The sequence below is a fragment of the Streptomyces sp. 378 genome (assembly GCF_030124145.1).
Taxonomy (GTDB): domain Bacteria; phylum Actinomycetota; class Actinomycetes; order Streptomycetales; family Streptomycetaceae; genus Streptomyces.
The window spans coordinates 1-22,159 of record NZ_JASKMS010000015.1 but is presented as its reverse complement, the minus strand read 5'-3'; the positions used below and the strand labels follow the sequence as shown (position 1 = coordinate 22,159).

At 71.6% G+C, this 22,159-nt stretch carries 22 protein-coding genes, 1 tRNA gene and 2 pseudogenes; 14 read left to right on the top strand and 11 right to left on the bottom strand.

Annotated elements, in window-relative coordinates:
* Positions 1 to 15: 15 nt before the first annotated feature.
* Positions 16 to 1,011, top strand: coding sequence for a magnesium and cobalt transport protein CorA (locus tag QNO09_RS20780; protein ID WP_283971720.1), 996 nt, complete (start codon positions 16 to 18; stop codon positions 1,009 to 1,011).
* On the opposite strand, the gene QNO09_RS20775 is transcribed toward QNO09_RS20780, so the two are convergent.
* Both QNO09_RS20775 and QNO09_RS20770 read right to left on the bottom strand, forming a co-directional pair.
* Positions 989 to 1,810, bottom strand: a complete 822-nt coding sequence (locus QNO09_RS20775) for a ferritin-like domain-containing protein (protein ID WP_283971719.1) — start codon at positions 1,808 to 1,810, stop codon at positions 989 to 991. The genes QNO09_RS20780 and QNO09_RS20775 overlap by 23 nt on opposite strands.
* Before the next feature lie 252 nt (positions 1,811 to 2,062).
* Entirely contained in the window at positions 2,063 to 3,118 is a 1,056-nt protein-coding gene (locus QNO09_RS20770) for an LLM class F420-dependent oxidoreductase (protein WP_283971718.1), read from the bottom strand.
* Between the two features lie 209 nt (positions 3,119 to 3,327).
* On the opposite strand from QNO09_RS20770, the pseudogene QNO09_RS20765 reads away from it, so the two are divergent.
* The 3 genes and pseudogenes from QNO09_RS20765 to QNO09_RS20750 all read left to right on the top strand — a co-directional run.
* Positions 3,328 to 4,428: pseudogene (locus QNO09_RS20765) on the top strand (pectate lyase family protein); the annotation flags it as partial.
* 112 nt (positions 4,429 to 4,540) lie between these two features.
* Complete coding sequence (locus QNO09_RS20760) at positions 4,541 to 5,524, top strand: aldo/keto reductase (protein WP_283971717.1); 984 nt, start codon at positions 4,541 to 4,543, stop codon at positions 5,522 to 5,524.
* Entirely contained in the window at positions 5,521 to 7,959 is a 2,439-nt protein-coding gene (locus QNO09_RS20750) for a helix-hairpin-helix domain-containing protein (protein ID WP_502962330.1), read from the top strand. Before QNO09_RS20760 ends, QNO09_RS20750 begins: the two co-directional genes overlap by 4 nt.
* 59 nt (positions 7,960 to 8,018) lie before the next feature.
* On the opposite strand, the gene QNO09_RS20745 is transcribed toward QNO09_RS20750, so the two are convergent.
* Entirely contained in the window at positions 8,019 to 8,720 is a 702-nt protein-coding gene (locus QNO09_RS20745; protein WP_283971714.1) for a hypothetical protein, read from the bottom strand.
* 47 nt (positions 8,721 to 8,767) lie between these two features.
* Here QNO09_RS20745 and QNO09_RS20740 point away from each other — a divergent pair, with 47 nt between their 5' ends.
* Entirely contained in the window at positions 8,768 to 8,956 is a 189-nt protein-coding gene (locus QNO09_RS20740) for a DUF5703 family protein (protein WP_283971713.1), read from the top strand.
* A gap of 80 nt (positions 8,957 to 9,036) precedes the next feature.
* On the opposite strand, the gene QNO09_RS20735 is transcribed toward QNO09_RS20740, so the two are convergent.
* The 3 genes from QNO09_RS20735 to QNO09_RS20725 form a co-directional block, all read right to left on the bottom strand.
* Positions 9,037 to 9,888 carry a chaplin gene (locus QNO09_RS20735; RefSeq protein ID WP_283971712.1) on the bottom strand — a complete coding sequence of 284 codons (852 nt, stop codon included), beginning with the start codon at positions 9,886 to 9,888 and terminating at the stop codon, positions 9,037 to 9,039.
* A 130-nt stretch (positions 9,889 to 10,018) separates the two neighbouring features.
* Entirely contained in the window at positions 10,019 to 10,252 is a 234-nt protein-coding gene (gene chpH, locus QNO09_RS20730) for a chaplin ChpH (RefSeq protein WP_283971711.1), read from the bottom strand.
* Positions 10,253 to 10,401: 149 nt separating this feature from the next.
* A complete protein-coding gene (locus QNO09_RS20725; RefSeq protein ID WP_283971710.1) occupies positions 10,402 to 11,727 on the bottom strand; it encodes a M20/M25/M40 family metallo-hydrolase in 1,326 nt (441 codons plus the stop codon).
* 196 nt (positions 11,728 to 11,923) lie between these two features.
* On the opposite strand from QNO09_RS20725, the gene QNO09_RS20720 reads away from it, so the two are divergent.
* Both QNO09_RS20720 and QNO09_RS20715 read left to right on the top strand, forming a co-directional pair.
* Positions 11,924 to 12,008 (top strand) — tRNA-Leu (locus QNO09_RS20720).
* A gap of 63 nt (positions 12,009 to 12,071) precedes the next feature.
* Positions 12,072 to 12,446, top strand: coding sequence for a YchJ family protein (locus tag QNO09_RS20715; protein WP_283971709.1), 375 nt, complete (start codon positions 12,072 to 12,074; stop codon positions 12,444 to 12,446).
* A 3-nt stretch (positions 12,447 to 12,449) separates the two neighbouring features.
* Here the strand turns inward: QNO09_RS20715 and QNO09_RS20710 are convergent, their stop codons facing one another.
* A complete protein-coding gene (locus QNO09_RS20710) occupies positions 12,450 to 13,151 on the bottom strand; it encodes a FadR/GntR family transcriptional regulator (protein ID WP_283971708.1) in 702 nt (233 codons plus the stop codon).
* Between the two features lie 137 nt (positions 13,152 to 13,288).
* On the opposite strand from QNO09_RS20710, the gene QNO09_RS20705 reads away from it, so the two are divergent.
* The 3 genes and pseudogenes from QNO09_RS20705 to QNO09_RS20695 all read left to right on the top strand — a co-directional run.
* On the top strand, positions 13,289 to 13,807 hold the full coding sequence (locus QNO09_RS20705; RefSeq protein WP_283971707.1) for a gluconokinase: 519 nt from the start codon (positions 13,289 to 13,291) through the stop codon (positions 13,805 to 13,807).
* Between the two features lie 54 nt (positions 13,808 to 13,861).
* Positions 13,862 to 15,259, top strand: a complete 1,398-nt coding sequence (locus tag QNO09_RS20700) for a GntT/GntP/DsdX family permease (protein WP_283971706.1) — start codon at positions 13,862 to 13,864, stop codon at positions 15,257 to 15,259.
* A 13-nt stretch (positions 15,260 to 15,272) separates the two neighbouring features.
* A pseudogene (locus QNO09_RS20695) lies at positions 15,273 to 15,496 on the top strand (SDR family NAD(P)-dependent oxidoreductase); the annotation flags it as partial.
* A 23-nt stretch (positions 15,497 to 15,519) separates the two neighbouring features.
* On the opposite strand, the gene QNO09_RS20690 reads toward QNO09_RS20695, so the two are convergent.
* The 4 genes from QNO09_RS20690 to QNO09_RS20675 all read right to left on the bottom strand — a co-directional run bounded on the left by QNO09_RS20690 (position 15,520) and on the right by QNO09_RS20675 (position 19,491).
* Positions 15,520 to 16,143: a cytochrome b/b6 domain-containing protein gene (locus tag QNO09_RS20690; protein ID WP_283971705.1), complete on the bottom strand. Its 624-nt coding sequence runs from the start codon at positions 16,141 to 16,143 to the stop codon at positions 15,520 to 15,522.
* On the bottom strand, positions 16,127 to 16,852 hold the full coding sequence (locus QNO09_RS20685; RefSeq protein ID WP_283971845.1) for a molybdopterin-dependent oxidoreductase: 726 nt from the start codon (positions 16,850 to 16,852) through the stop codon (positions 16,127 to 16,129). The genes QNO09_RS20690 and QNO09_RS20685 overlap by 17 nt, the downstream gene beginning before the upstream one ends.
* A gap of 111 nt (positions 16,853 to 16,963) precedes the next feature.
* Positions 16,964 to 18,499: an APC family permease gene (locus QNO09_RS20680; RefSeq protein ID WP_283971704.1), complete on the bottom strand. Its 1,536-nt coding sequence runs from the start codon at positions 18,497 to 18,499 to the stop codon at positions 16,964 to 16,966.
* A gap of 35 nt (positions 18,500 to 18,534) precedes the next feature.
* Positions 18,535 to 19,491 carry a hypothetical protein gene (locus QNO09_RS20675; RefSeq protein WP_283971844.1) on the bottom strand — a complete coding sequence of 319 codons (957 nt, stop codon included), beginning with the start codon at positions 19,489 to 19,491 and terminating at the stop codon, positions 18,535 to 18,537.
* A gap of 363 nt (positions 19,492 to 19,854) precedes the next feature.
* Between QNO09_RS20675 and QNO09_RS20670 the strand changes: the two genes are divergently transcribed.
* The 4 genes from QNO09_RS20670 to QNO09_RS20655 are packed head-to-tail and all read left to right on the top strand — an operon-like array spanning position 19,855 to position 22,084.
* Positions 19,855 to 20,760 carry a DMT family transporter gene (locus QNO09_RS20670; protein ID WP_283971703.1) on the top strand — a complete coding sequence of 302 codons (906 nt, stop codon included), beginning with the start codon at positions 19,855 to 19,857 and terminating at the stop codon, positions 20,758 to 20,760.
* A gap of 45 nt (positions 20,761 to 20,805) precedes the next feature.
* Positions 20,806 to 21,321, top strand: coding sequence for an NUDIX hydrolase (locus QNO09_RS20665; RefSeq protein ID WP_283971702.1), 516 nt, complete (start codon positions 20,806 to 20,808; stop codon positions 21,319 to 21,321).
* Between the two features lie 38 nt (positions 21,322 to 21,359).
* Positions 21,360 to 21,752 (top strand): YidH family protein, encoded by a 393-nt coding sequence (locus tag QNO09_RS20660; protein WP_283971701.1) that lies wholly within the window; start codon positions 21,360 to 21,362, stop codon positions 21,750 to 21,752.
* Positions 21,749 to 22,084 (top strand): DUF202 domain-containing protein, encoded by a 336-nt coding sequence (locus tag QNO09_RS20655; protein ID WP_283971700.1) that lies wholly within the window; start codon positions 21,749 to 21,751, stop codon positions 22,082 to 22,084. Before QNO09_RS20660 ends, QNO09_RS20655 begins: the two co-directional genes overlap by 4 nt.
* Positions 22,085 to 22,159 lie beyond the last annotated feature (75 nt).

Below are 22,159 nucleotides of genomic sequence, written 5' to 3'. Positions count from 1 at the left end.
CGGGAGACTCGCTTCGTGATCGTCGACTGTGCCATCTACCGCGACGGACAGCGGACGGGAGGGCCCGAAGATCTCTCCGACGCCCTGGGTGAGGCCCGCACGGCGGGCGGATTCGTGTGGATCGGGCTGCACGAGCCGACGGAGGACGAGTTCGACCATGTGACCAGGGAGTTCGGGCTGCACCCGCTGGCCGTCGAGGACGCCCTCAAGGCCCATCAGCGGCCCAAGCTGGAGGTGTACGACGACTCGCTCTTCGTGGTGCTCAAGCCGGTGGCGTACGAGCCGCGGAGTGACACCGTCTCGTCCGGCGAGATCATGATCTTCCTGGGTGACTCGTTCGTGGTGACCGTCCGGCACGGCGAGGGCTCCCCGCTCAAGGCCGTCCGCGGGCGGCTGGAGCAGGAGCCGGAGCTGCTCGTCAAAGGCCCCACGGCCGTGCTGTACGCGGTCGCCGACGCAACAGTCGACCACTACCTGGACGTGGCGACCGAGTTGCAGACCGACCTGGAGGGCCTGGAGGCGGAGGTGTTCTCGCCGGACGGCGGGGGCACGCGGAACACGGCGTCCCGGATCTACGACTTCAAGCGGCAGGTCCTGGAGTTCCGCCGGGCGACCGGGCCGCTGGCCCCGCCGATGAGCCGACTGGCGGGCACGGCGTCGACCGGTGTGACCGTGCCGTTCGTGGACGACCGGGCCCGGCCGTTCTTCCGGGACGTCAGCGACCACCTGACGCGCGTGAACGAGTCGGTGGAGAACCTGGACCGGTTGGTGTCGGACATCCTCTCGGCGCACCTGGCGCAGATGAGCGTCCGGCAGAACGACGACATGCGGAAGATCTCCGCGTGGGCGGCCATGGCCGCGATCCCCACGATGCTGGCGGGAATCTACGGCATGAACTTCGAGCACATGCCCGAGCTGCGCTGGGTCTGGTCCTATCCGGCCCTGCTCGTGCTGATGGCCACCCTGGAGGTGATGATCTTCCGGCTGTTCAAACGCCGCGGGTGGCTGTAGCCGGGCCGGGTCGGGTGACATCGGGCTCCGGGGTCGCGGGGCCGCCGAGGACGTTGCGGCGCTCGGGCGTCGTCAGCGACACCATCCGGCGCCAGCCGCCCATGCGCTCGTAGGCGTACATCGCGTGAATGCCCGCGGCGAGCACGGCCGACTTGGCCTTGGGCCAGCCGAGGATGCGGCCCATGTGCGCCATGACGGCGAGGCTGACGTCCCGGTAGATCCGGGTCTCGGCGAGCGCGCACTCGCGCAGGGTGCGCCGGATGGCCCGGTCGTGGCCCGCGGAGGCCAGGCGCAGCAGTTCCTCGTGGCAGTAGGCGAGGTGGTTGTCCTCGTCGTGGGAGATCTGCTTGAGGGCGCGGCCGATGTCGGGGTGGTCGGCGAAGTGCTTGCGGAGCTGGTCCATCTGATCGGTGGCACGCTGTTCGGTGACCCTGCTGTGCGAGAGGTAGGTGACGATGTCCTGGACCGTGAGCGGCTCGTCGCGCCGCAGCTGCGCGTGGGCGACACCGATGCCGTTCTTCTCCAGGAGCATCGTGTAGTCGGTCTCCGGCGGGACCGGAACCGGGTGGAGTCCGCGCTTCTTCAGCAGGGCGTTGAAGATCCGGCCGTGCTTGTCCTCGTCGGCGCCGTGCCGGCTGATCTTGGGGGCGAGTTCGCGCTCGGCCTCGGGCACGAGCGCGGCGATACGGGCGTTCTCCCAGCCGCCCTGGGACTCGCCACTCGCGGCGATGGAGCAGAACAGCGCGAAGGACTCGTCGTTGTCGAGGATCTCCTGGAACAGACTCTTGGCCGAAAGCATCGTGGGCACCTCTCCCGCGCGCGTGGGCGAACTGCGGCATTCCGCAGGTCGCCGCGAAGAACGAGTCAAGTGCGGGGCCGGGAGTGCCGCAACAGGGGTGAGGGACAACTCCACCGAATGGCGGACACCGGGGCGGGTGTGCCGGGCCGGGCGAGGCGCTGTGCCGTAACCGGCGGCGGCCCCGCGCGTTGTTCCGCGTGACGGCCGTGGCGGGGAAGACCCCCGAGCCCCCACCACGGCCGCTGAAAGCTTCTAGGCGAGCCCGGCGCGCTCCAGGGCCTCGGTGCCGGCCCTGAGGGACGCGAGCCGCTCGTCGAGCGTGAAGCCCGCCGGCGCGAGGGACAGGGTGGTGACCCCGGCCGCGGCGTAGGCCTTCATCCGGTCCGCGATGCGGTCCACGGAACCGAGCAGGGTCGTCTTGTCGATCAGGTCGTGCGGGACGGCGGCCGCGGCGCCCTGCTTGTCGCCGGAGAGGTACTTGCTCTGGATCTCTGCGGCTTCCCGCTCGTAGCCCATGCGCTGGGCGAGCTGGTTGTAGAAGTTCTGCTTGGGGCTGCCCATGCCGCCGACGTACAGCGCGGTGTAGGGGCGGAAGGTGTCGGCGAGCCCGGCCACGTCCTTGTCGTCGCCGACGGCGAGCGGCAGGGTCGGGCAGACGTCGAACCCGTCGAGGGTCTTGCCGGCCTTCTCGCGCCCGGCGCGCAGATAGGCGATCGTCGTGTCCTCGAGGTGCTCGGCGGCCGGGAAGATCAGCAGGGCGCCGTCGGCGATCTCGCCGGTCTGCTCCAGGTTCTTGGGACCGATCGCGGCGATGTACAGCGGGATGTGCTCGCGCTGCGGGTGCACGGTCAGCTTGATCGGCTTGCCGGGGCCGCCGGGCAGGGGCAGGGTCCAGTGCTGCCCCTCGTACGACAGGCGCTCGCGGGTCATGGCCTTGCGGACGATCTCGACGTACTCGCGGGTGCGGGCCAGCGGCTTGTCGAACTTGACGCCGTACCAGCCCTCGGAGACCTGCGGGCCCGAGACGCCGAGGCCGAGGCGGAAGCGGCCGCCGGAGAGGGAGTCGAGGGTGGCGGCGGTCATGGCGGTCATCGCGGGCTGACGGGCCGGGATCTGGAAGATGGCGGAGCCGACGTCGATGCGCTCGGTCTGGGCGGCGACCCAGCTCAGTACGGTGGCGGCGTCGGATCCGTAGGCCTCGGCGGCCCAGCAGACGGCGTAGCCGAGCCGGTCGGCCTCCTGGGCGACGGCCAGGTTGTCCGCGTCCATTCCGGCACCCCAGTAGCCGAGGTTGATACCGAGCTGCATGCCGCATCCCCTTACTGATCAGTAACGTGCCTTGTCCGGGCACCTTAGCGCGGGGGCGGGGGCGAGGTACACGGTCACGGCCCCGCAGTCGTTTAGATGAGTGAACAGAAATCATGGACGCGGCCATTGACGCGTCCACAGCACGTTCGTACCTTTCGCTGGAAAGCGCTTTCCGTCACCACCGTCCGAAGACGAACGGAGAGGCAAGGATGAAGCGAACACTCCCCCTGAGGCTCCACGCCGCGCTGGCCACGATGGCCCTCGCCGCCGGGACCGGCACTCTCGTGTCGATGCCCGAGGCGTCGGCGGCGACCGGCGGCGCCACCGGCTACGCGAGCCAGAACGGCGGAACCACCGGCGGCGCCGGAGGCCGGACGGTGCGGGCGACCACCGGCACGGCGATCCACCAGGCCCTGTGCGGCCGGGCGAGCACCAGCACCCCCCTCACCATCGAGGTGACCGGGACCATCAGCCACGCCAACACCAAGAAGGTCTCCGGCGGCAGCTGCGACACCGCCGACGGTGTGATCGAGCTCAAGAAGGTGAGCAACGTGACCATCGTGGGGGTCGGTAGCGGCGCCGTCTTCGACCAAGTGGGCATCCACATCCGCGAATCGAAGAACATCATCGTCCAGAACGTGACCGTCCGGAATGTCAAGAAGTCCGGCTCTCCCACGTCCAACGGCGGGGACGCCATCGGCATGGAGCGCAACGTCCGCAATGTGTGGATCGATCACACCACCCTGGAGGCGTCGGGCGGTGAGTCGGAGGGCTTCGACGGCCTGTTCGACCTCAAGGACAACACCCAGTACGTGACCCTGTCCTACAGCGTCCTGCGCAACTCCGGCCGCGGCGGCCTCGTCGGGAACAGCGAGAGCGACCGGTCGAACGGCTACATCACCTACCACCACAACCGGTACGAGAACATCGACTCCCGCGCCCCGTTGCTGCGCGGCGGCATCGCGCACCTCTACAACAACCACTACGTGCGCCTCAACGAGTCCGGCATCAACTCCCGGGCCGGCGCCCGCGCCAAGGTGGACAACAACTACTTCGAGGACTCGAAGGACGTCCTGGGCACCTTCTACACCGACGAGGCCGGCTACTGGCAGGTCGGGGGCAACATCTTCGACAACGTGACCTGGTCCGCTCCCGGCCGCGAGAACCATCCGGCCGGACCCGACCCGAAGTCGAACACCACCGTCGGCATCCCGTACGCCTTCCGTGCGGACGCCGCCGGCTGCGTGCCGGCCGTCGTGAGCCGAACGGCGGGCGCGAACAAGGGGCTTCAGGTGTCGGACGGCACCTGCTGACCGAGGACACCCGGCACCGTCGGATCGGGCGACCTCACGGTCCCGCTCCCGGAAATCGGTGGTCCACAGCCACCCACACCGTAGGTTCTGGCCAGTAATCTCGGCGTTCATGGAGCAGAGGCAACTCGGTCGCACCGGCCTTCGTGTGTCCCGGATCGGGCTCGGCACCCTGACCTGGGGGCGGGACACCGACGAGCACGACGCCGCGGACCTCATGAAGACCTTCTGGGAAGCGGGCGGGACCCTCGTCGACACCGCGGACGTGTACGGCGACGGTGAGGCCGAATACCTCCTCGGAAAGCTCATCGACGGCCTGGTGCCCCGCCGCGACCTGGTCATCTCGACCAAGGCGGGCAGCGTTGCGGACCCCGACCGCCGCTTCGACGGGTCGCGCGGCCATCTGCTCTCCGCGCTGGACGGCTCGCTCGCCCGGCTCGGCACCGACCATGTCGACCTGTGGCACGTGCACGCGTACGACCCGGACACCCCGCTGGAGGAGACCCTCCAGGCTCTCGACCTCGCGGTCTCCAGCGGGCGTGCCCGTTACGCCGCCGTCTCCAACTTCTGCGGCTGGCAGCTGGCCAAGGCCGCGACCTGGCAGCTCTCGGCTCCCGGCAGGACCCGCCTCGCCGGTACGCAGCTGGAGTACTCCCTGCTCCAGCGCGGTGTGGAGCGCGAGGTGCTGCCGGCCGCGCTGGATCTGGGCATAGGCCTGCTGCCGTCCTCGCCGCTCGGGCGCGGGGTGCTGACGGGCAAGTACCGGGGCGACTCGATGCCGCCGGACTCGCGCGGCGCCTCGGAGCATCTCGCGCCGTTCGTCGCGCCGTATCTCGACGACACGGCGAGCCGCATCGTGGACGCCCTGGCCACCGCGGCCGACGGACTGGCGGTGACGCCGCTCCAGGTGGCCCTGGCGTGGGTCCGCGACCGGCCGGGGGTGGCCGCGCCGATCGTCGGCGCGCGCAACGCGCAGCAGCTCACGGCGGCGTTGTCAGTGGAGACCCTTAGTCTTCCTGACGAGATCTGCCGGGCGCTCGACGATGTGTCGGCGCCCGTGCACCGCTATCCCGATCACGACTGGAGCACGCTGTGAGCACGGAGCCCGAGACCACGGAGGACACCGAGCCGGGGACGCCGGGCGCCGAGAGCACACCGGCCGGAGCTGCCCGGATCGGCCGAGGCGAGGGCGGCGAGGGCGGCGCCGAGCAGGGGGCCGAAGCGGGCGCCGGGGAGGGGGGCGGCACGGAGAGTGCCGAAGTGGGCGCCGGGGAGGGGGCCGAGCCCGCGGGGGCTGAAGCCGCAGACGGGCATGAGTCCGGCACCGAGGGCAGTGAAGCGCTCGATGGACAAACGTCCGACACCGAGGGCGCTGCAGCAGGCGCCGGGCAAGAGTCCGAAACAGAGGCCGCTGCAGCAGGCGCCGGGCAGGAGTCCGGCTCCGAGGCCGCTGCAGCAGGTGCCGCGCAGGTGTCCGAGGCCGAGGCCGAGTTGCGGGCCCAGCAGGCCGAGCGGGAGCGCATCGAACAGCGCAAGGCCGAGAAGAAGGCGCCCGTCGAGGCCGGCACCAAACTGAGCGGCAAGGCCGCCGACCTGCTCGCGGCCGTACGGGCCGTAGAGAGCGGCGAGAAGCCGGTGGCCACCGTGTTCGAAGAGCCCCGCCCCGCCCCCCGCCGCTCCGCCCCCGAGCCGGAACGGCGGCCCCAGCCGGTGGCGTCCGAGCCCGTCACCGCCCCAGTGGCTCCCGCGCCGGAGGCGGTCCTGTCCGTGAAGCGGGTGCTCGGCGAGGGCGGGGCCCCCGAGGTGCTCGCGCCGCAGATCGCCGCCGCGCTCGGCGAGGGAGCGGACGAACGGCTGCGCGCCGACCCCTGGCAGTTGCTGCGGATCCCCGGCGTGCGCCCCGAGCAGGCCGACGGTTTCGCGCGGGCCCTGCTCGGAGCCGAGTGCGGCCCGGACGACGAGCGGCGGGGCCGGGCCCTCACCGGTTGGCTCCTGGAGCAGGCGGCGCTGGCCGGGCACACCGCCCTGGAGATGTCGGCGCTCCTCGCCGCCCTGGCCCAGCGGGGCGTCCCGGAGCCCGACGGTGCCGTGCAGGACGCGATCGCGGAGGGCGAGGCCCTGGTCTTCCAGGACGCGCTGGAGGAGAAGGCCGCCGCCCCGGCCCGGAGCGACGAGGAGGGCGCGGCGGAGGACGAGGAGCGCCCGGTCCGTGTCCTGGTCGGACTGGAGCGGTACGCGCTGGCGGAGGAGAGCCTGGCCGACGGTCTGGCCCGGCTGGTCAACTCGGTGCCCAAGCAGGACGGTTCGGCCGAGGACTGGGAGCGGGCCGCCGCCGCTGCCCAGGGGTCGACGGCGGAGCTGATCCGCGCGGTCGCCGGTCAGGGCCTGGTGCTGCACACCGGCGGCGAGGCGGCTCTGGCCGAGCCCGCGGCGCTGCTGAACACCGCGCGGTCCCTCGGGCTGCGGGCCTGGGCTGCCGCGCACGGTCCGATCGGCCGCAACCGCTTCGCGGCCCTGCTGCGCCGGTCCGGCCCGGCAGCGGACGGCCCCGAGCGAGCGGACGAGACACCCGGCGGCGCCCCCGTGGCCACCGTCGCCGGACTGCTCTCCGGCCTCGAAGGGCCCGGCCGGGACGCGGACGGGGCCCTCGATCTCGATCTGCTCGTCGTGCTCGACGCGCCGCAGCTGGATGTCGAGGCGGCGGCGCTGCTGACGGAGTCGCTGCCGGACGGGGCGCGTCTGGTGCTGGCCGGGGATCCGGCGGTGCTGTGGTCCGTGGGACCGGGCCGGGTGTTCGCGGATCTGCTCACGGCACGGATCTGTCCCCAGGTGGCCTCACGGCGGCCGGATCCGGGGCCGCTGGGCGAGTTGGTCTCCGGTATCGGCATCGGCGAGCTGAACCAGGTCGAGGCCCCCGGCAAGGAGGTCGTGATCGTGCCGGTGCGGGACGCGGGCGAGGCCGTGCACCGGACGGTGCAGCTCGTCGTGGACTCGGTGCCGCGGGCGATCGGCGTACCGGCCGACGAGACCCAGGTGGTCACGCCGGGGCACGGCGGAGCGGTCGGGACGCGCGTACTCAACGCGGCGCTGAAGGAGCGGCTCAACCCCGGCCCGGGCCGCTTCGGCGGCTTCGACCCCGGCGACCGGATCGTCTACTCCCCCGTCCCCGGGCGTGCGCTGCCGGGCCGGGTGGTGAAGGCGGATGCCGAGGGGCTGCATCTGTCGTGCGAGGGCGAGGCCGTCGTCGTGCCGAAGGAGCGGGTGGAACAGACCGTGCGGCACGGTTGGGCGCTGACCGCGCACCAGGCCGTGGGGAGCCGGTGGCCCGCGGTGGTCGTGGTGCTGCCCGGTGACGCGGCGCAGGCGCTCAGCCGGCCGTGGGTGTACACGGCGTTCGGGCGGGCCGACCGGCATCTGTCCGTGGTGCACGGCGTGGAGCAGGCGCTCCCCCGGGCCGTGGCCGAGGTTCCGGCGAAGCCGCGGACCACCCGGCTTCCGGTGCTGCTCGCACCGCAGATCAGCGGTACGTGACGGGGTGGTGGTCACGGGCCGGGCCCGTGACCACCACCCCGGGGCCGCCTGCGGTGCGCTCAGCGGCGGTCCGCTTCCAGCGGTTCCAGGTCCTCGTCCTCGTCCAGGTCGCCGACGAGCTCGTCCTCGAGGTCTTCCTCGTCATCGTCGACGTCGTCGATCTCGTCGTCGAAGACGGCGCTGACGTCGAAGCGGCAGACCACCTGCTCCGCGTCGACCTGTTCGAACGGTGCCTCCAGCCACTCGCCGGGTTCGGCCGGCTCGTCCGCCGCCGTCACCCAGAGCGTGGAGTCGCCCTCCTCCAGCCCGAACTCCTTGTGCCGGGAGGCGATCTCGTCGGGTTCGAACTCGCCGAACAGCAGCCCGAGAGCGCCGTGCACCGTTCCGGAGGCCGGGGCGCCGTCATCGCCCTCCGCCGAGTCGATCCGCTGTGCGTGCGCCAGCAGCCGCTGAGGCTCGGCGACGGCGTAGTCACGACGGATCAGCACGCTCAGCGCGTTCGGTTCCTCGGGACCGGTGTACGGGGGCAGCGCGTCCTCCGCCCCGGGGATCTCGAAGGGCGTGACCTCGTCGTAGCGGTCGTAGAGCAGTTCGTCATACACCTCTGCGGCCGCGGCCAGCTGGTTGAACGCCTCGTAGACCGCCGGGTCGTCCTCTCCCGACCGGCGTTCGACCGCGGCCAGGTGGCGGTCGAGCGCGGTCTTGACCGCCTCGGCGGCGGCGCGTACCTCGGCAGCGGTGGGCTGCGCAGCATCAGACATAGTGCAGACGCTATCCGTACCTGGCCCCAGCCCGCACAATAGATGCGATGCCGGAATACGAATTTGTCGATGTGCACGTCCCTCGTGGGGTCTCCCGCAAGGAAACGGCACGTCTGCTGACCGACCACGCGGAGTACGGAAACTGGGAGTTGTACCGTCTGAGCCTGCTGCGCGACGGCAGCCGCAGGGTGCGGTTGCGTCGAAGGATCATCCGCCAGGTGCGGGCCACGTGGTGAGCTGAGACGGGCACGGGGAGAAATACATGACGGAGCGGGCCCCGCCTCCGCGGGGCCCGCTCCGTTTCCGGGGGGCCGTGTCAGGCCGAGGCGCGCGCCTTGCGGTAGAGGATCGCGCCCGCCAGCAGCGCGCCCGCGCCGGCCGGAAGGGCGAGGCCGAGCGGCAGATCGCTGCCGGTGCTGGCGAGCTGGGCGTCGCTCTTCGGCTGCGTCAGGAACTGGCCGTCCGGCTGGTTCCCGTGCGAGGAACCGCCAGGGGTCCCGAGGGCGGTGGCGGGCGGAGTGCCCGGGGTTCCGAGGTCGCCGGGGTGACCGGGGGTTCCGGAGCCGCCAGGGGTTCCGGGGTCGCCGGGGTGACCCGGCGTGCCGGGATCACCCGGATTGCCCGGGTTACCGGGGGCGCCCGGGTGGCCGGGATCCCCCGAGCCGCCCGGCTGACCGGGGGTCTCGTGACCGCCGCCGGGCGGGGTGCCGTGGTGGCCGACGCCACCGTTCGAGCAGCCGTTGCCCGTGCTGGGGTTGCCGACGCCGATGACGTCGACACTGTTGCCGCAGACGTTCACCGGCACGTGGACCGGCGCCTGGACGTGGTTGCCCGAGCCGACGCCGGGCGAGTCGGTGGCGTGACCGCCCGCGTGCGAGCCGCCGTGGGCGCCGTGTTCGCCGTATCCCCCCGACGACGACCCACCGCCCTGGTTGGCGCACGAGTTGCCGACCGACGGGTTGAGCACCCCGATGACGTTGACCGTGTTGCCGCAGACGTTGACCGGCGCGTGCACCGGCGCCTGCACCGAGTTCCCGGACAGCACGCCCGGCGACCCCGAAGCGGCGCCCTGGGCGCCCGAGTCGGCGTGCGCGGAGCCGCCCGCGGCGGCGATCACGCCGGTCGCGGCCGCCACGGTCATCAGACCCTTGCGGGTAGCCTGTCGCATTGCTGAATACCTGCCTTCGACCGTGTCTCGAATTCTTCTCGAATTCCTCGAAAGAAGCGTTCGGTCCCGGAGCGCATGGCACGCGCTCCGGGACCGATGGCTTGGAATCCCCCTCAGCGAGGGGAAAGCATCACTGGTTGATGCAGGTGTTGCCGAAGGCGGGGTTCAGCAGCCCGATCACGGAGACCGTGTTGCCGCAGACGTTCACCGGGACGTGAACGGGCACCTGGACAACGTTGCCGGACAGGACGCCCGGGGAGTGCACGGCGGCACCCTGGGCACCCGAGTCGGCGACGGCCATGCCCGCGCCCGCGAGAACCAGCCCACCGGTGGCAGCCGCAGCAGCGACGACCTTCTTGATCATTATTCCTCCTAGTTGGCAAAGCGACCCATCTTGCGATCGCATTACCTGTAACGAGGAGGGAGTAATGAGGCTACGAGCTTATCGTCGCATTCACTCTTCCCAGTAGATTCCGTACGCGCGAGCGAATAGGGCCACCGGCCGGGGCGGTTTCAGGACGCGTCGATGAAGCGGTCGAGCACCCGCACGCCGAACCGCAGGCCCTCCACCGGCACCCGCTCGTCCACGCCGTGGAACATGCCGGCGAAGTCCAGCTCCGGCGGCAGCTTCAGCGGCACGAAGCCGAAGCCGCGGATGCCGAGGTCGTCGAAGGACTTGGCGTCCGTCCCGCCGGAGAGCATGTACGGGATCGCCTTGGCCGTCGGGTCCTCGGCCACCAGCGCCGACTGCATCGCCGCCACGAGCGCGCCGTCGAAGGTGGTCTCCACGGCCTTGTCGGCGTGGACGTCCTCCCGCCGCACGTTCGGGCCGAGGATCCGGTCGAGGTCGGTGAGGAACTCCTCCTCGTGTCCGGGCAGGAAGCGTCCGTCGACGTGGGCGGTCGCCTCGCCCGGGATGACGTTGACCTTGTAGCCGGCGCCCAACTGCGTGGGGTTGGCCGTGTTGCTGAGGGTCGCGCCGATGAGCTTGGCGATGCCACCGAGCCTGGCGAGGGTCGACTCCATGTCCTCCGGGTCGAGCTCCGTACCGAGCGCGTCACCGAGTTCGTCGAGGAAGGCACGGGTGGTCTTCGTGACCCGCACCGGGAACGTGTGCCGCCCCAACCGCGCGACGGCCTCGGACAGCTCGGTGATCGCGTTGTCCCGGTGGATCATCGATCCGTGCCCGGCGGTGCCCGCCACGGTGAGCTTCATCCAGTGCATGCCCTTCTCGGCCGTCTGGATCAGATAGAGCCGGCGCTGCTCGCTCACGGTGAACGAGAAGCCGCCCACTTCGCTGATCGCCTCGGTGACGCCCTCGAACAGGTCGGGGTGGTTGCGGACGAGGTGCTTGGCGCCGTACGTGCCGCCGGCCTCCTCGTCGGCGAGGAACGCGAGGACGATGTCGCGCGGGGGCTTGCGTCCGCTGCGCAGCCGGTCGCGGACGACCGCGAGGGTCATCGCGTCCATGTCCTTCATGTCGACGGCCCCGCGGCCCCACACACAGCCGTCGGCGACCTCGCCGGAGAAGGGGTGGTGGGTCCAGTCGTCCGCGTTGGCCGGTACGACGTCGGTGTGGCCGTGGATCAGGAGCGCGGGCCGGGAGGGGTCCTCGCCCTCGATTCGTGCCACGGTGGAGGCGCGGCCCGGGTGGGACTCGAAGATCTTCGGTTCGAGCCCGACCTCGGCGAGCTTCTCGGCGACGTACTCGGCCGCCTTCCGCTCGCCCGGACCCGAGTGGTCGCCGTAGTTGCTGGTGTCGATCTGGATCAGCTCGCGGCAGAGGTCCACGACCTCGTCCTCGCCGGTGACGCTCCTGGCCGTGTCCGTCTCGCTCACGTGCTTCCTCCCGCTGTCACTGCTGGTGGGTCCCCCTCATCCTCCCTCTCCCGCGCCCGCACCCCAAGGGCACTCCCGGGCCGTCACGGGCCGTTCACGCCTCGCGGGGGCGCGGACGGGGGGTGATCGGCCACCCTGGAAAGCCTGGTAATGTTTACGTCGTCGCCGCGGGGAGGACCCGCGCGACAGACACCTTGTCCGGGTGGCGGAATGGCAGACGCGCTAGCTTGAGGTGCTAGTGCCCTTTATCGGGCGTGGGGGTTCAAGTCCCCCCTCGGACACATGAAGCTGAGGGCCGTGACCGCGAGGTCGCGGCCCTCGGTCGTTGCCGCGGAAAGGTGACCATGACCAGGCGTTCCTGTCCTTGCGGGCTCCCCCAGGACTACCAGGCGTGCTGTGGCCGGTACCACTCGGGTGCGGCTGCCGCACCGACCGCACAGGCGCTGATGCGGTCGCGGTACTGCGCCTTCGTGAAGCGGGACGCCGGGTATCTGCTGCGGACCTGGCATCCGCGGACGCGGCCCGGGACGCTGGAGTTGGACCCGGGGACGCGGTGGACGGGCCTGGAGATCCTGGGGACGACGGACGGGTCCGCGTTCCACTCCACCGGCGGCGTGGAGTTCCGGGCGTCGTACCGGGGCGGTTCGCTGCACGAGCGGAGCCGGTTCGAGCGGGTCGACGGTGCCTGGGTGTACGTCGACGGGGAGTTTCCGGCGTAGCCGCTACGGCGCCAGGATGTCGAGTTCCTGGAGGGCGCCGACCGTGATCTGGCGGGTCAGTTCCTCCGCCCGGACCGCGTCGCCGGCGCGGACCGCCTCGGCGACCTGGACGTGCAGGGTGACGGCGGCCGGGTCCGGGTCCTCGAACATCACGTCGTGCTGGGTGCGGCCGGTCAGGACCTCGGCGACGACGTCCCCGAGCCGGGCGAACATCTCGTTGCCGGACGCGTCCAGGATGACGCGGTGGAAGGCGACGTCGTGCAGGAGGTACCCCTCCAGCTTGTGGCCGCGCGAGTGGGCGACCATGCCGAGGGCGCACTCGGTGAGTCGCGCGCACTGCTCCGATGTGGCGTGCCGGGCGGCGAGACCGGCCGCGACCGGTTCGATCGCCGAGCGCAGCACCGTGAGGGACCGCAGCTGCCCGGGGCGGTCGGCACCCGCCAGACGCCAGCGGATGACCTGCGGGTCGTAGACGTTCCACTCGGACTTCGGGCGGACCGTCACTCCGACGCGGCGGCGCGATTCGACCAGGTACATGGACTCCAGGACGCGGACCGCCTCGCGCATCACGGAGCGTGACACATCGAAGCGCTGGGCGAGCTCGTCCGTCCGCAGCACGCTGCCCGGCGGATACTCACCCGCCGTGATCTCCGGTCCGAGGGTGTCCAGTACACGGCCGTGCAGCCCCCGGTCCGATGTGCTCATGCACTCAGCGTACGGGGTAGATCACGCAGCCAAAAGTCAGACTTATTCATCACTGCCTCTTGAATTAGTCGTACCTAATGGGTTTCAGTTGCGTCGACATCAGGTGTCGACCTCGGACAGCAGACAGTGAGGCAGCGATGAACACCCCCCATGTCGTCGTGGTCATGGGCGTAGCGGGCACCGGCAAGACCACCATCGGTCCCCTGCTCGCGGCCCGGCTCGGCGTTCCGTACGCCGAGGGCGACGACTTCCACCCGTCGGCCAACATCGCCAAGATGTCGGCCGGTACCGCGCTCACCGACGAGGACCGCCTGCCCTGGCTCGACGCCATCGGCGCGTGGGCGCACGGGCGGGCCGGGCTCGGCGGGGTGGTCAGCTGCTCGGCGCTGAAGCGGTCGTACCGCGACCGGCTGCGGGCCGCGGCTCCCGGCGTGGTCTTCGTACACCTCACGGGTGACCGCGCGCTGATCGAGGACCGGATGTCACACCGGCAGGGGCACTTCATGCCCACGGCACTGCTCGACTCCCAGTTCGCCACGCTCCAGCCCCTTGAGGCGGACGAGGCGGGAATCGGTGTGGATGTCGCGGGCGGCCCGGAGGAGATCACCGAACGGGCGGCGCACGCCCTGGCGGCCCTCCCCGAGCCCTCCCGGTAACCCCCGGCGCCTTCTCCCTCCCTCTCCCCTCCTCCCCAACACAAGGGAACCACCGTGACCAGACTCAGCGTCGAGATGCTGGCAGCGGACGCACCCGAGCCGATCACCTCGGCCGGTCACGCTCAGCTGGGCATCGCCGTCCTGGCGGGCATCGCCGTCATCGTCCTGCTCATCACCAAGTTCAAGCTGCACGCCTTCCTGTCGCTGACCATCGGGTCGCTGGCGCTCGGAGCGATCGCCGGGGCGCCGCTGGACAAGGTGCTCCTCAGCTTCAGCGCCGGCCTCGGTTCCACGGTCGCCGGTGTCGGTGTGCTGATCGCCCTCGGGGCGATCCTCGGCAAGATGCTCGCGGACTCCGGCGGCGCCGACCAGATCGTCGACACCATCCTCGCCAAGGCCGGCGGGCGGTCGATGCCGTGGGCGATGGTGCTGATCGCCTCGGTGATCGGGCTGCCGCTGTTCTTCGAGGTCGGCATCGTGCTGCTGATCCCGGTGGTGCTGATGGTCGCCAAGCGCGGCAACTACTCGCTGATGCGCATCGGCATTCCGGCGCTCGCGGGCCTGTCCGTGATGCACGGACTGGTGCCGCCGCACCCCGGTCCGCTGGTCGCGATCGACGCGGTCGGGGCCGACCTCGGCATCACGCTGGCGCTCGGCGTCCTCGTCGCCATACCCACGGTGATCATCGCCGGTCCGGTGTTCTCCAAGTACGCGGCCCGCTGGGTGGACGTGCCGGCCCCCGAGAAGATGATCCCGCAGCGCGCCTCCGGGGAGCTCGACAGGCGCCCCGGGTTCGGTGCCACGCTCTTCACGGTGCTGCTTCCGGTGATCCTCATGCTCGCCAAGGCGCTGGTCGACATCGTCGTGGACGACCCCGAGAACCCGGTGCAGCGCGTCTTCGACGTCATCGGCGCCCCGATGATCGCCCTGCTCGTCTCGGTACTGGTCGGCATCTTCACGCTGCTGCGGCCCGCCGGTTTCTCCAAGGAGCGGATCTCGCCGCTCGTCGAGAAGAGCCTCATGCCGATCGCGGGCATCCTGCTGATCGTCGGCGCGGGTGGCGGCTTCAAGCAGACGCTGATCGACACCGGTGTGGGCCGGATGGTCCTGGACATCTCCGAGAACTGGTCCATCCCGGCGTTGCTGCTGGCCTGGCTGATCGCGGTGGTGATCCGTCTGGCGACGGGTTCGGCGACGGTGGCCACGGTTTCGGCGGCCGGTCTGGTCGCCCCGCTGGCGGCCGACATGTCGAGCACGCACGCCGCCCTGCTGGTCCTCGCCATAGGCGCCGGCTCGCTCTTCTTCAGCCATGTCAACGACGCCGGGTTCTGGATGGTGAAGGAGTACTTCGGGCTGAGTGTCGGCCAGAACATCAAGACCTGGTCCGTCATGGAGACGATCATCTCGGTGGTCGCCGGCGGCCTCGTCCTGCTGTTGTCCCTGGTGATCTAGGAGAGTCGCGGCGATGACGGCTCATCCCCTCTTCGGCATCGGCGGCCGTACGGCCCTGGTCACCGGCTCCGGCCGGGGCATCGGACTCGCCCTCGCGCGCGGTCTGGCGGGGCCGGCTGCCCGGTCGTCCTGAACGGGCGCGACCAGGACCGGCTCGCCGAGGCCGCCGCCGAGCTTCCGGGCGACCGGGTGCACACGGCCGCGTGCGATGTGACCGACGGATCATCGGCGGCCTCGGTGGACCCCTCAGGGCGACGTGCTTACGGGCGCCACAAGGAGTGCTCCCGGTTCGCCCAGTCTCTGCTCACCCTGCCCGTGCGCATGCCCCTTCTGGACTCCGGGTCCGCCAGGGCCATGCCGATGTGGCCGGCCAGGACGATGCCGATGGTGAGGGCCAGCCAGTCGTGGACGAAGGTGGCGCTGGTGCGCCAGAGGATCGGGGTGAGGTGGGTGAACCACATCATCAGGCCGGTGGCGAGCATGACCAGTGTGGCGCCGGCGATCCAGGTCGCGTAGATCTTCTGGCCGGCGTTGAACTTGGCGGCGGGGCGCGACGCGTGGCGCTTGTCGCGGTGCAGGGCGGCGCGCAGCCAGGTGCGGTCGTGCGGGCCGAAGCGGTTGAGGCGGCCGAGGTCGGCGCGGAAGGCGCGGGAGGCGAGTCCGGCCAGGACGGGGACGGGCAGGGCGAGGCCCGACCACTGGTGCAGGGTGACGACGAGCGCGCGGCGGCCGACGAGTTCGGCGAGCTGGGGGATGTAGAGGCAGGCCGCGGTGACGACGCAGAGGCCCATCAGCGCGGCCGTGGTGCGGTGGATCCAGCGCTGCGCAGGGGTGAAGCGGCGCACATCGGCCGTGGCCGACGGCGCGTCAGCTCGTAGGCTCATCGTCCCGTCCGTTCGAGCGGCCCACCCAGGCGTCGACGTCGTAGCCGCGCTCCTCCCAGTAGCCCGGCCGGACCTCGTCGGTGACGGTGATGCCGGAGAGCCACTTGGCGGACTTGTAGAAGTACATGGGCGCCACGTAGAGGCGGACGGGGCCTCCGTGGGAGTGGCCGAGGTCCTTGTCCTGCATGCGCAGGGCGACCAGGACGTCGGCGCGGCGGGCCTGGTCGAGGGTGAGGCTCTCGGTGTACGTGCCGTCGAAGCAGGTGAAGCGGACGGCCTTGGCCGTGGGGCGGACCCGGGCCGCGTCCAGGATCCGGGACAGACGTACGCCCTCGAAGGGGGTGTCGGGGACGCGCCAGCCCGTGACGCACTGGACGTCGCGGACCATGCGGGTCTGGGGCAGGGCCTTGAGGCCGTCGAGGGTGTAGGTCGTGGGGCGGTCGACCAGGCCGTCCACGGTGAGGCGGTAGCTGCGGGCGTTCTTGCGCGGGACGGACGAGGCGACCGAGTAGTAGCGGAAGCCGCCGCCGTTCGGGAGCAGGCCGGTCAGGCCGGTGGGGTCCTTGTCGGCCGCGCCGCCGAGGAAGCCCTCCAGCCCGCGTTGCAGCGGGGGTGCGGCGACCACGCCGACGGCTCCCAGGGCGAGGGTGCCGAGGAAGACGCGACGGCCGATCGGGGTGCCCCGCTCTTCGGGGTGTTCGTCGTTCACACCCTGGTGTACGTCCTCGTTCACGTGCCCATTCGAGCACCCGCGGCCCCGGTGCGACAGGGATCGCGGGTGCTCGTCAGATTTCCGTAACCACTTCTTACGCGGGCCTCGTCAGGAGGAGGCCGCCTTGTCCAGCTGGAACGCCTCGTTGCCGAGGCCGATCCGGGCGTGCTTCTCGGGGGCGCGGGCGCGCAGCACCAGGCCGAGGACCACACCGGCGAGCGCGGCGAGGCCGATGACGCCGGGCAGCACCCAGCTCAGCGACGAGTCGGGGCCGGCGCCGACCAGCACCTCGAAGTCCTTCACCGTGTAGACGGCGATCACCAGCAGGGCGATGCCCGCCAGCGCGGACGTGACCAGCCGCCAGGCCTGGGCGCCGGCGGCGCCGCGGCGGACGAAGAAGACGACGACGGACAGGGACGCCGCCGCCATCAGCACGATCACGCCGAGGGCGCCGATGTTGCCGAACCAGGTGAACAGCTGCAGGACGGGTGTGGTCGGGTCGCCGGCCGGCTTGTCGTCGGCGACCGCGAAGGCGGCCACGACCACCACGGCCACGGCGGTCTGGAGCAGCGAGCCGGTGCCCGGGGCGCCGCTGCTGCCGCTGGTGCGGCCGAAGGCGGCGGGCAGCAGGCCTTCGCGGCCCATGGCGAAGGCGTAGCGGGCGACGACGTTGTGGAAGCTGAGCAGCGCGGCGAACATGCCGGTGACGAACAGGACGTGCAGGACGTCCGTGAAGGTGCCGCCGAGGCGGGACTCGGTGAGGAAGAACAGCAGCCCCGCGCTCTGCTTCTGGGATGTGCCGACGATGGCGGAGGGGCCGGTGGCCACGGTGAGGGCCCAGCTGCTCAGCGCGAAGAAGACGGCGACCCCGCCGACGGCGAGGAACATCACGCGCGGCACCAGGACGTGCGGGCGGCTGGTCTCCTCCGCGTACACCGGGGCCTGCTCGAAGCCGAGGAACGCGGCGATGCAGAAGCACAGCGCGGTGCCGACGCCGGCGCCGGTGAGGGTGTCCGGGTTGAAGGCGTGCAGGGACAGGCCCTCCTTGGCGGGGTCGGCGATCGCGGCGATGTCGAAGATGACGACCAGGAGCACCTCGATGACCAGCAGCACGCCCAGCACCCGGGCATTGACGTCGATCTTGAGCCAGCCCAGCAGCCCGACGGCGAGCGCGGCCACGAGGGCCGGTATCCACCAGGCGATGTCCACGTCGGCGTAGGTGGCGAGGAGGCCGGAGACCTCGAAGCCGAAGATGCCGTAGATGCCGACCTGGAGCGCGTTGTAGGCGACGAGGGCCACCAGGGCGGCGCTCGCGCCGGCGGTGCCGCCGAGGCCCCGGGAGACGTACGCGTAGAAGGCGCCCGCGTTGTGGACGTGGCGGCTCATCTCGGCGTAACCGACGCTGAACAGGATCAGGACGATGCCGAGGAGGACGAAGAGCAGCGGCTGGCCGACGATGCCCATCACCGCGAATGTAGTGGGCATGACACCCGCGACCACCATGAGGGGGGCGGTCGCGGCGAGGACGGAGAGCAGCAGCCCTCCGGTCCCGAGCCGGTCGGCGCGCAGGGCGCGCTCCTGCCCCTTGAACGTACTGATGCCGCCGGATGCGGCTGGGCTCGTTCTCGAACTGTCCGTGGTCATCGGGGTAAGCGTCCTCACTCTTCGGGGCGGGGGTGTCAGGCCGTGCCGAGCGCGCCGGCGCGGGCGGCGGCGAAGGCGGTGTGCGGGTCGCGGTCCGGGTACGACCAGGGGGCGGGGGTCGCGTAGCGGCCGATCCGGTGGAACAGGGCGGCGGCCTCGGCGCCCCGTCCCTCGCAGACCTTGGCGTGGGCGAGGAAGTTCAGGTCGACCAGCCGCCGCGGGTGTCCCTCCAGCTCCCACTCCAGCCACCAGTCGAAGGCGGCCTTCATGACCTGCCGGGCGCGGCGCCCCGCCCAGTGGCCGGAGGCGGCCGGGTCGGCGGGTTCGTGTCCGGCGGCGGCCAGCACGCGGTAGCGCTCGGCGTGCGCGATGACCGGCAGGATCGCGAGCGGGGAGTCGGCGGGTGCCTGTTCGGCGGCCCAGTTGGCGAAGTCGTAGACCTCGTGCAGCGGGTCCGGGCCGGCCTCGGTGCGGCGGTCGGCGAGCCGGGCGACCATCAGGTGGTGGGCGTGGTGGTGGTCGGCGTACCGGCCGCGGACCGCTTCGAAGCCGCGGATCACGTCCTGGTCGCTGCCGACCGCGCACTCCAGCATGAGCAGGCCCAGCCACGGGGTGGGGTCGGCGGGGGCACGGGCCGCGGCGGCCTGGCAGTGCTCGCGGGCGCGGACCGGCTTGGCCTTGCCGTGCAGGACGCGCCGGACCTCGGCGAGGGCGAGCAGCACGGAGGCGTCGGCGGACTCGGGTTCGGCGAGCAGCCACTCCCGGGCCCATGCGGCGCAGTAGGACTCGCGCGCGAGGACGGTGACGCGGTGGCCCCGCCGGTCCCAGTCGTCGCCGGTGTGCGCCAGCAGGGAACGGGCGCTCTGCCAGCGGCCCTGTGCCAGTGCGGCACGGGCGGCCACGAGGTCGGCGTCGTCGAGGGCCTCGTCGAAGGCCTGCGCCGCACGTCTGCGGCCGCGGCCGCGGCCGAGGGGAGGCGGGGGTGGGGACACCGCGAACTTCCTCACGCGCTCTTCTTGTGTTCCGGCTCACGGCGGCAGAGGGAGCGCGTATGAGCGCAGCGCCATGAACTGATCACACACAGCCAAGCCGCAGCCAAGGGTCGCCGTCAAGGGCCGCAAGGACGTTACACGCGTCAACTGCCGTTACTCGTGAGCGAATTGTGACCCGACAGGCAGGGGAGGCCGACGTGACAGTGATCCGATTTTTCCCTTTCGCCCTTTGTGACCCACGTCATGGCGCGGGCTGTCATCGCCCCCGACGATGGCATGACGTACGGGCGCGCCGGGCGGAGCCGGCCGGTACTGTCGGCCCCTACGCAACCGTGACCCGACCTGACGATCGAGGTACACCGCGTGTCGGTTGTAGTTCTGGCGCTCGCCCTGGGCGCCGCGTGCTGTCTGGGCTTCGGATTCGTCCTCCAGCAGAACGCGGCTCAGCGGGCCCCGCTGAGCGACTTCCTCTCCTTCCGGCTGCTGATCGACCTCGCGAAGGTGCCGCGCTGGCTCGGCGGCATCGCGCTGATGGTGGTCGGCATGGGGCTCGGCGCCGCCGCACTGGGGCAGGGTGAGCTGTCGCTCGTGGAGCCGCTGCTCGCGACGAACCTGCTCTTCGCGCTCGCCCTCTCCCGCCGGCAGACCCGGCAGCCGCTGGGCCGCCAGGGCTGGGCCGGCCTCTTCCTGCTGGCGGGCGGGGTGACCGCGTTCATCGTGGCGGGCCGGCCGGAGGGCGGTGCCGCGACGTCCGATCCGGTACGGCAATGGGTGATCATCGGGGTCATGATCGGTCTCGCCCTGCTGCTGACGGCCCACGGCAGGCGGTCCCGGCTGAGCTCCGGCCCGGTGCTGCTGGCACTGGCCGCCGGGCTGCTCTACGGCGTGCAGGACGCGCTGACCCGGGTCAGCGGGCAGAAGGTCTCCGAGGGCGGCCTCGCCGCGCTGCTCACCGGCTGGGAGCCGTACGCGGTGCTCGCGCTGGGCGTCACCGGGCTGGTCCTCGTGCAGAGCGCGTTCGAGACCGCGTCCCTGCGCGCGTCGCTGCCGGCCCTGACCGCGGCCCAGCCGCTCGCCGGGATCGTCTGCGGCGTCGGCTTCCTGGGCGACCGGCTGCGCACCGACGCGGCGGCCCTGGGCTGGGAGGCCGGTGGTCTGCTGGCCGTGGTCGCCGGGATCGTGCTGCTGGGTCTGCATCCGGCGATGCCGCAGGGGGCACCGGAGCGGGCACGGGTGGCCGCACCCGCGGTGAGCCCCGCCTCGCCCTGACGGACCGCGGCCCACGGCGGGCACGCGCCCTGCTTGGATGAGGGCATGAGCGCTGCTGACGAGATCCTCGACATCGTCGACGAGAACGACCGGGTCGTCGGGCGGTTTCCGCGCGGTGAGGTCTACGCCCGGGGCCTGCGCCACCGCTGCGTGTTCGTCCAGGCCCGGGACGCCCGGGGCCGCGTCTTCGTGCACCGGCGCACGCCCACCAAGCTGGTCTTCCCCTCCCTGTACGACATGTTCGTCGGCGGAGTCGTCGGCGCGGGCGAGTCCTACGACACCGCGGCCCTGCGGGAGGCCGAGGAGGAACTGGGCGTGACCGGCCTCCCCCTGCCCCGGCACCTCTTCAGGTTCCTCTACGACAACGGCTCCGGACAGAGCTGGTGGTCGGCGGTCTACGAGGTTCGCTGCGAGCTTCCCGTACAGCCGCAGGCCGAAGAGGTGGCCTGGTACGACTTCCTGCCCGAGAGGGAGGTCGAGCGGCGCCTGGACGACTGGGAGTGGGTGCCGGACGGCCTGGCGGCGTACGAGCGGCTCAAGGCGTTCCGGTCGGCCGGCTGACGCGGAGCCGGGCCGGGCTCCCGGGTAGGGTCGCGCACGTGATCGAGTTCGTGCGGAACGTCCGATTGTGGTTCGCGCCCGCCGAGGTCCGGGAGGACGGCGAGACGCCCGACTACCGGTTCTCCCTGGCGAACGAACGCACCTTCCTCGCCTGGCTGCGCACCGCGCTCGCGCTGATCGGCGGCGGCTTCGCCGTGGACCAGTTCCTGCCGGATCTGCGCTGGGGCTGGCGGGTCGGGCTGGCGCTCGCCCTGCTGGCGGCGGGCGTGCTCTGCTCGCTGCGGGCCGTCAACCACTGGGTGCGCTGCGAGCGGGCCATGCGCCGGGGTGAGGATCTGCCGGTGTCGCGGTTCCCGGCCCTGCTGAGCCTCGTCGTCGCCGTCGTGGCGGTCGCCATGGTCCTGGTGGTGCTCGTGGGGTGGGAGGGGTGAGCGCCCCGGCCGCACGGCGGCGGGACCCCGACCGCGATCCCGGACTGCAGCCCGAGCGGACCCGGCTCGCGTGGCGGCGTACGACGCTGTCGGGGACGGTCGTCGCCGTGCTCGCGGTGAGGACCGCGCTGCACGGCGGGGTGTCGGCGGCCTCGGCCGTCTCGTGCGCTCTGTGCTGTGTGCTGTGGCTGGGCTTCCTCGGCATCGCCCACCGCCGGATCCGCATCCTCGCCGCCGCGTCGAGCCCCGTGGCGTTCGCGCCCCGGCACGCGACGGCGGCGATGCTGTGCACGGTGGCGATGGCGGCCTGCGGCGCCGCCCTCGTCCTCTAGGCCGCTTCTGATGGATCTCCGCGGCGTCGCGACGCCCGGCACGCTCCCCCGTTCTCGGCTTCGCTCGAACGGGAG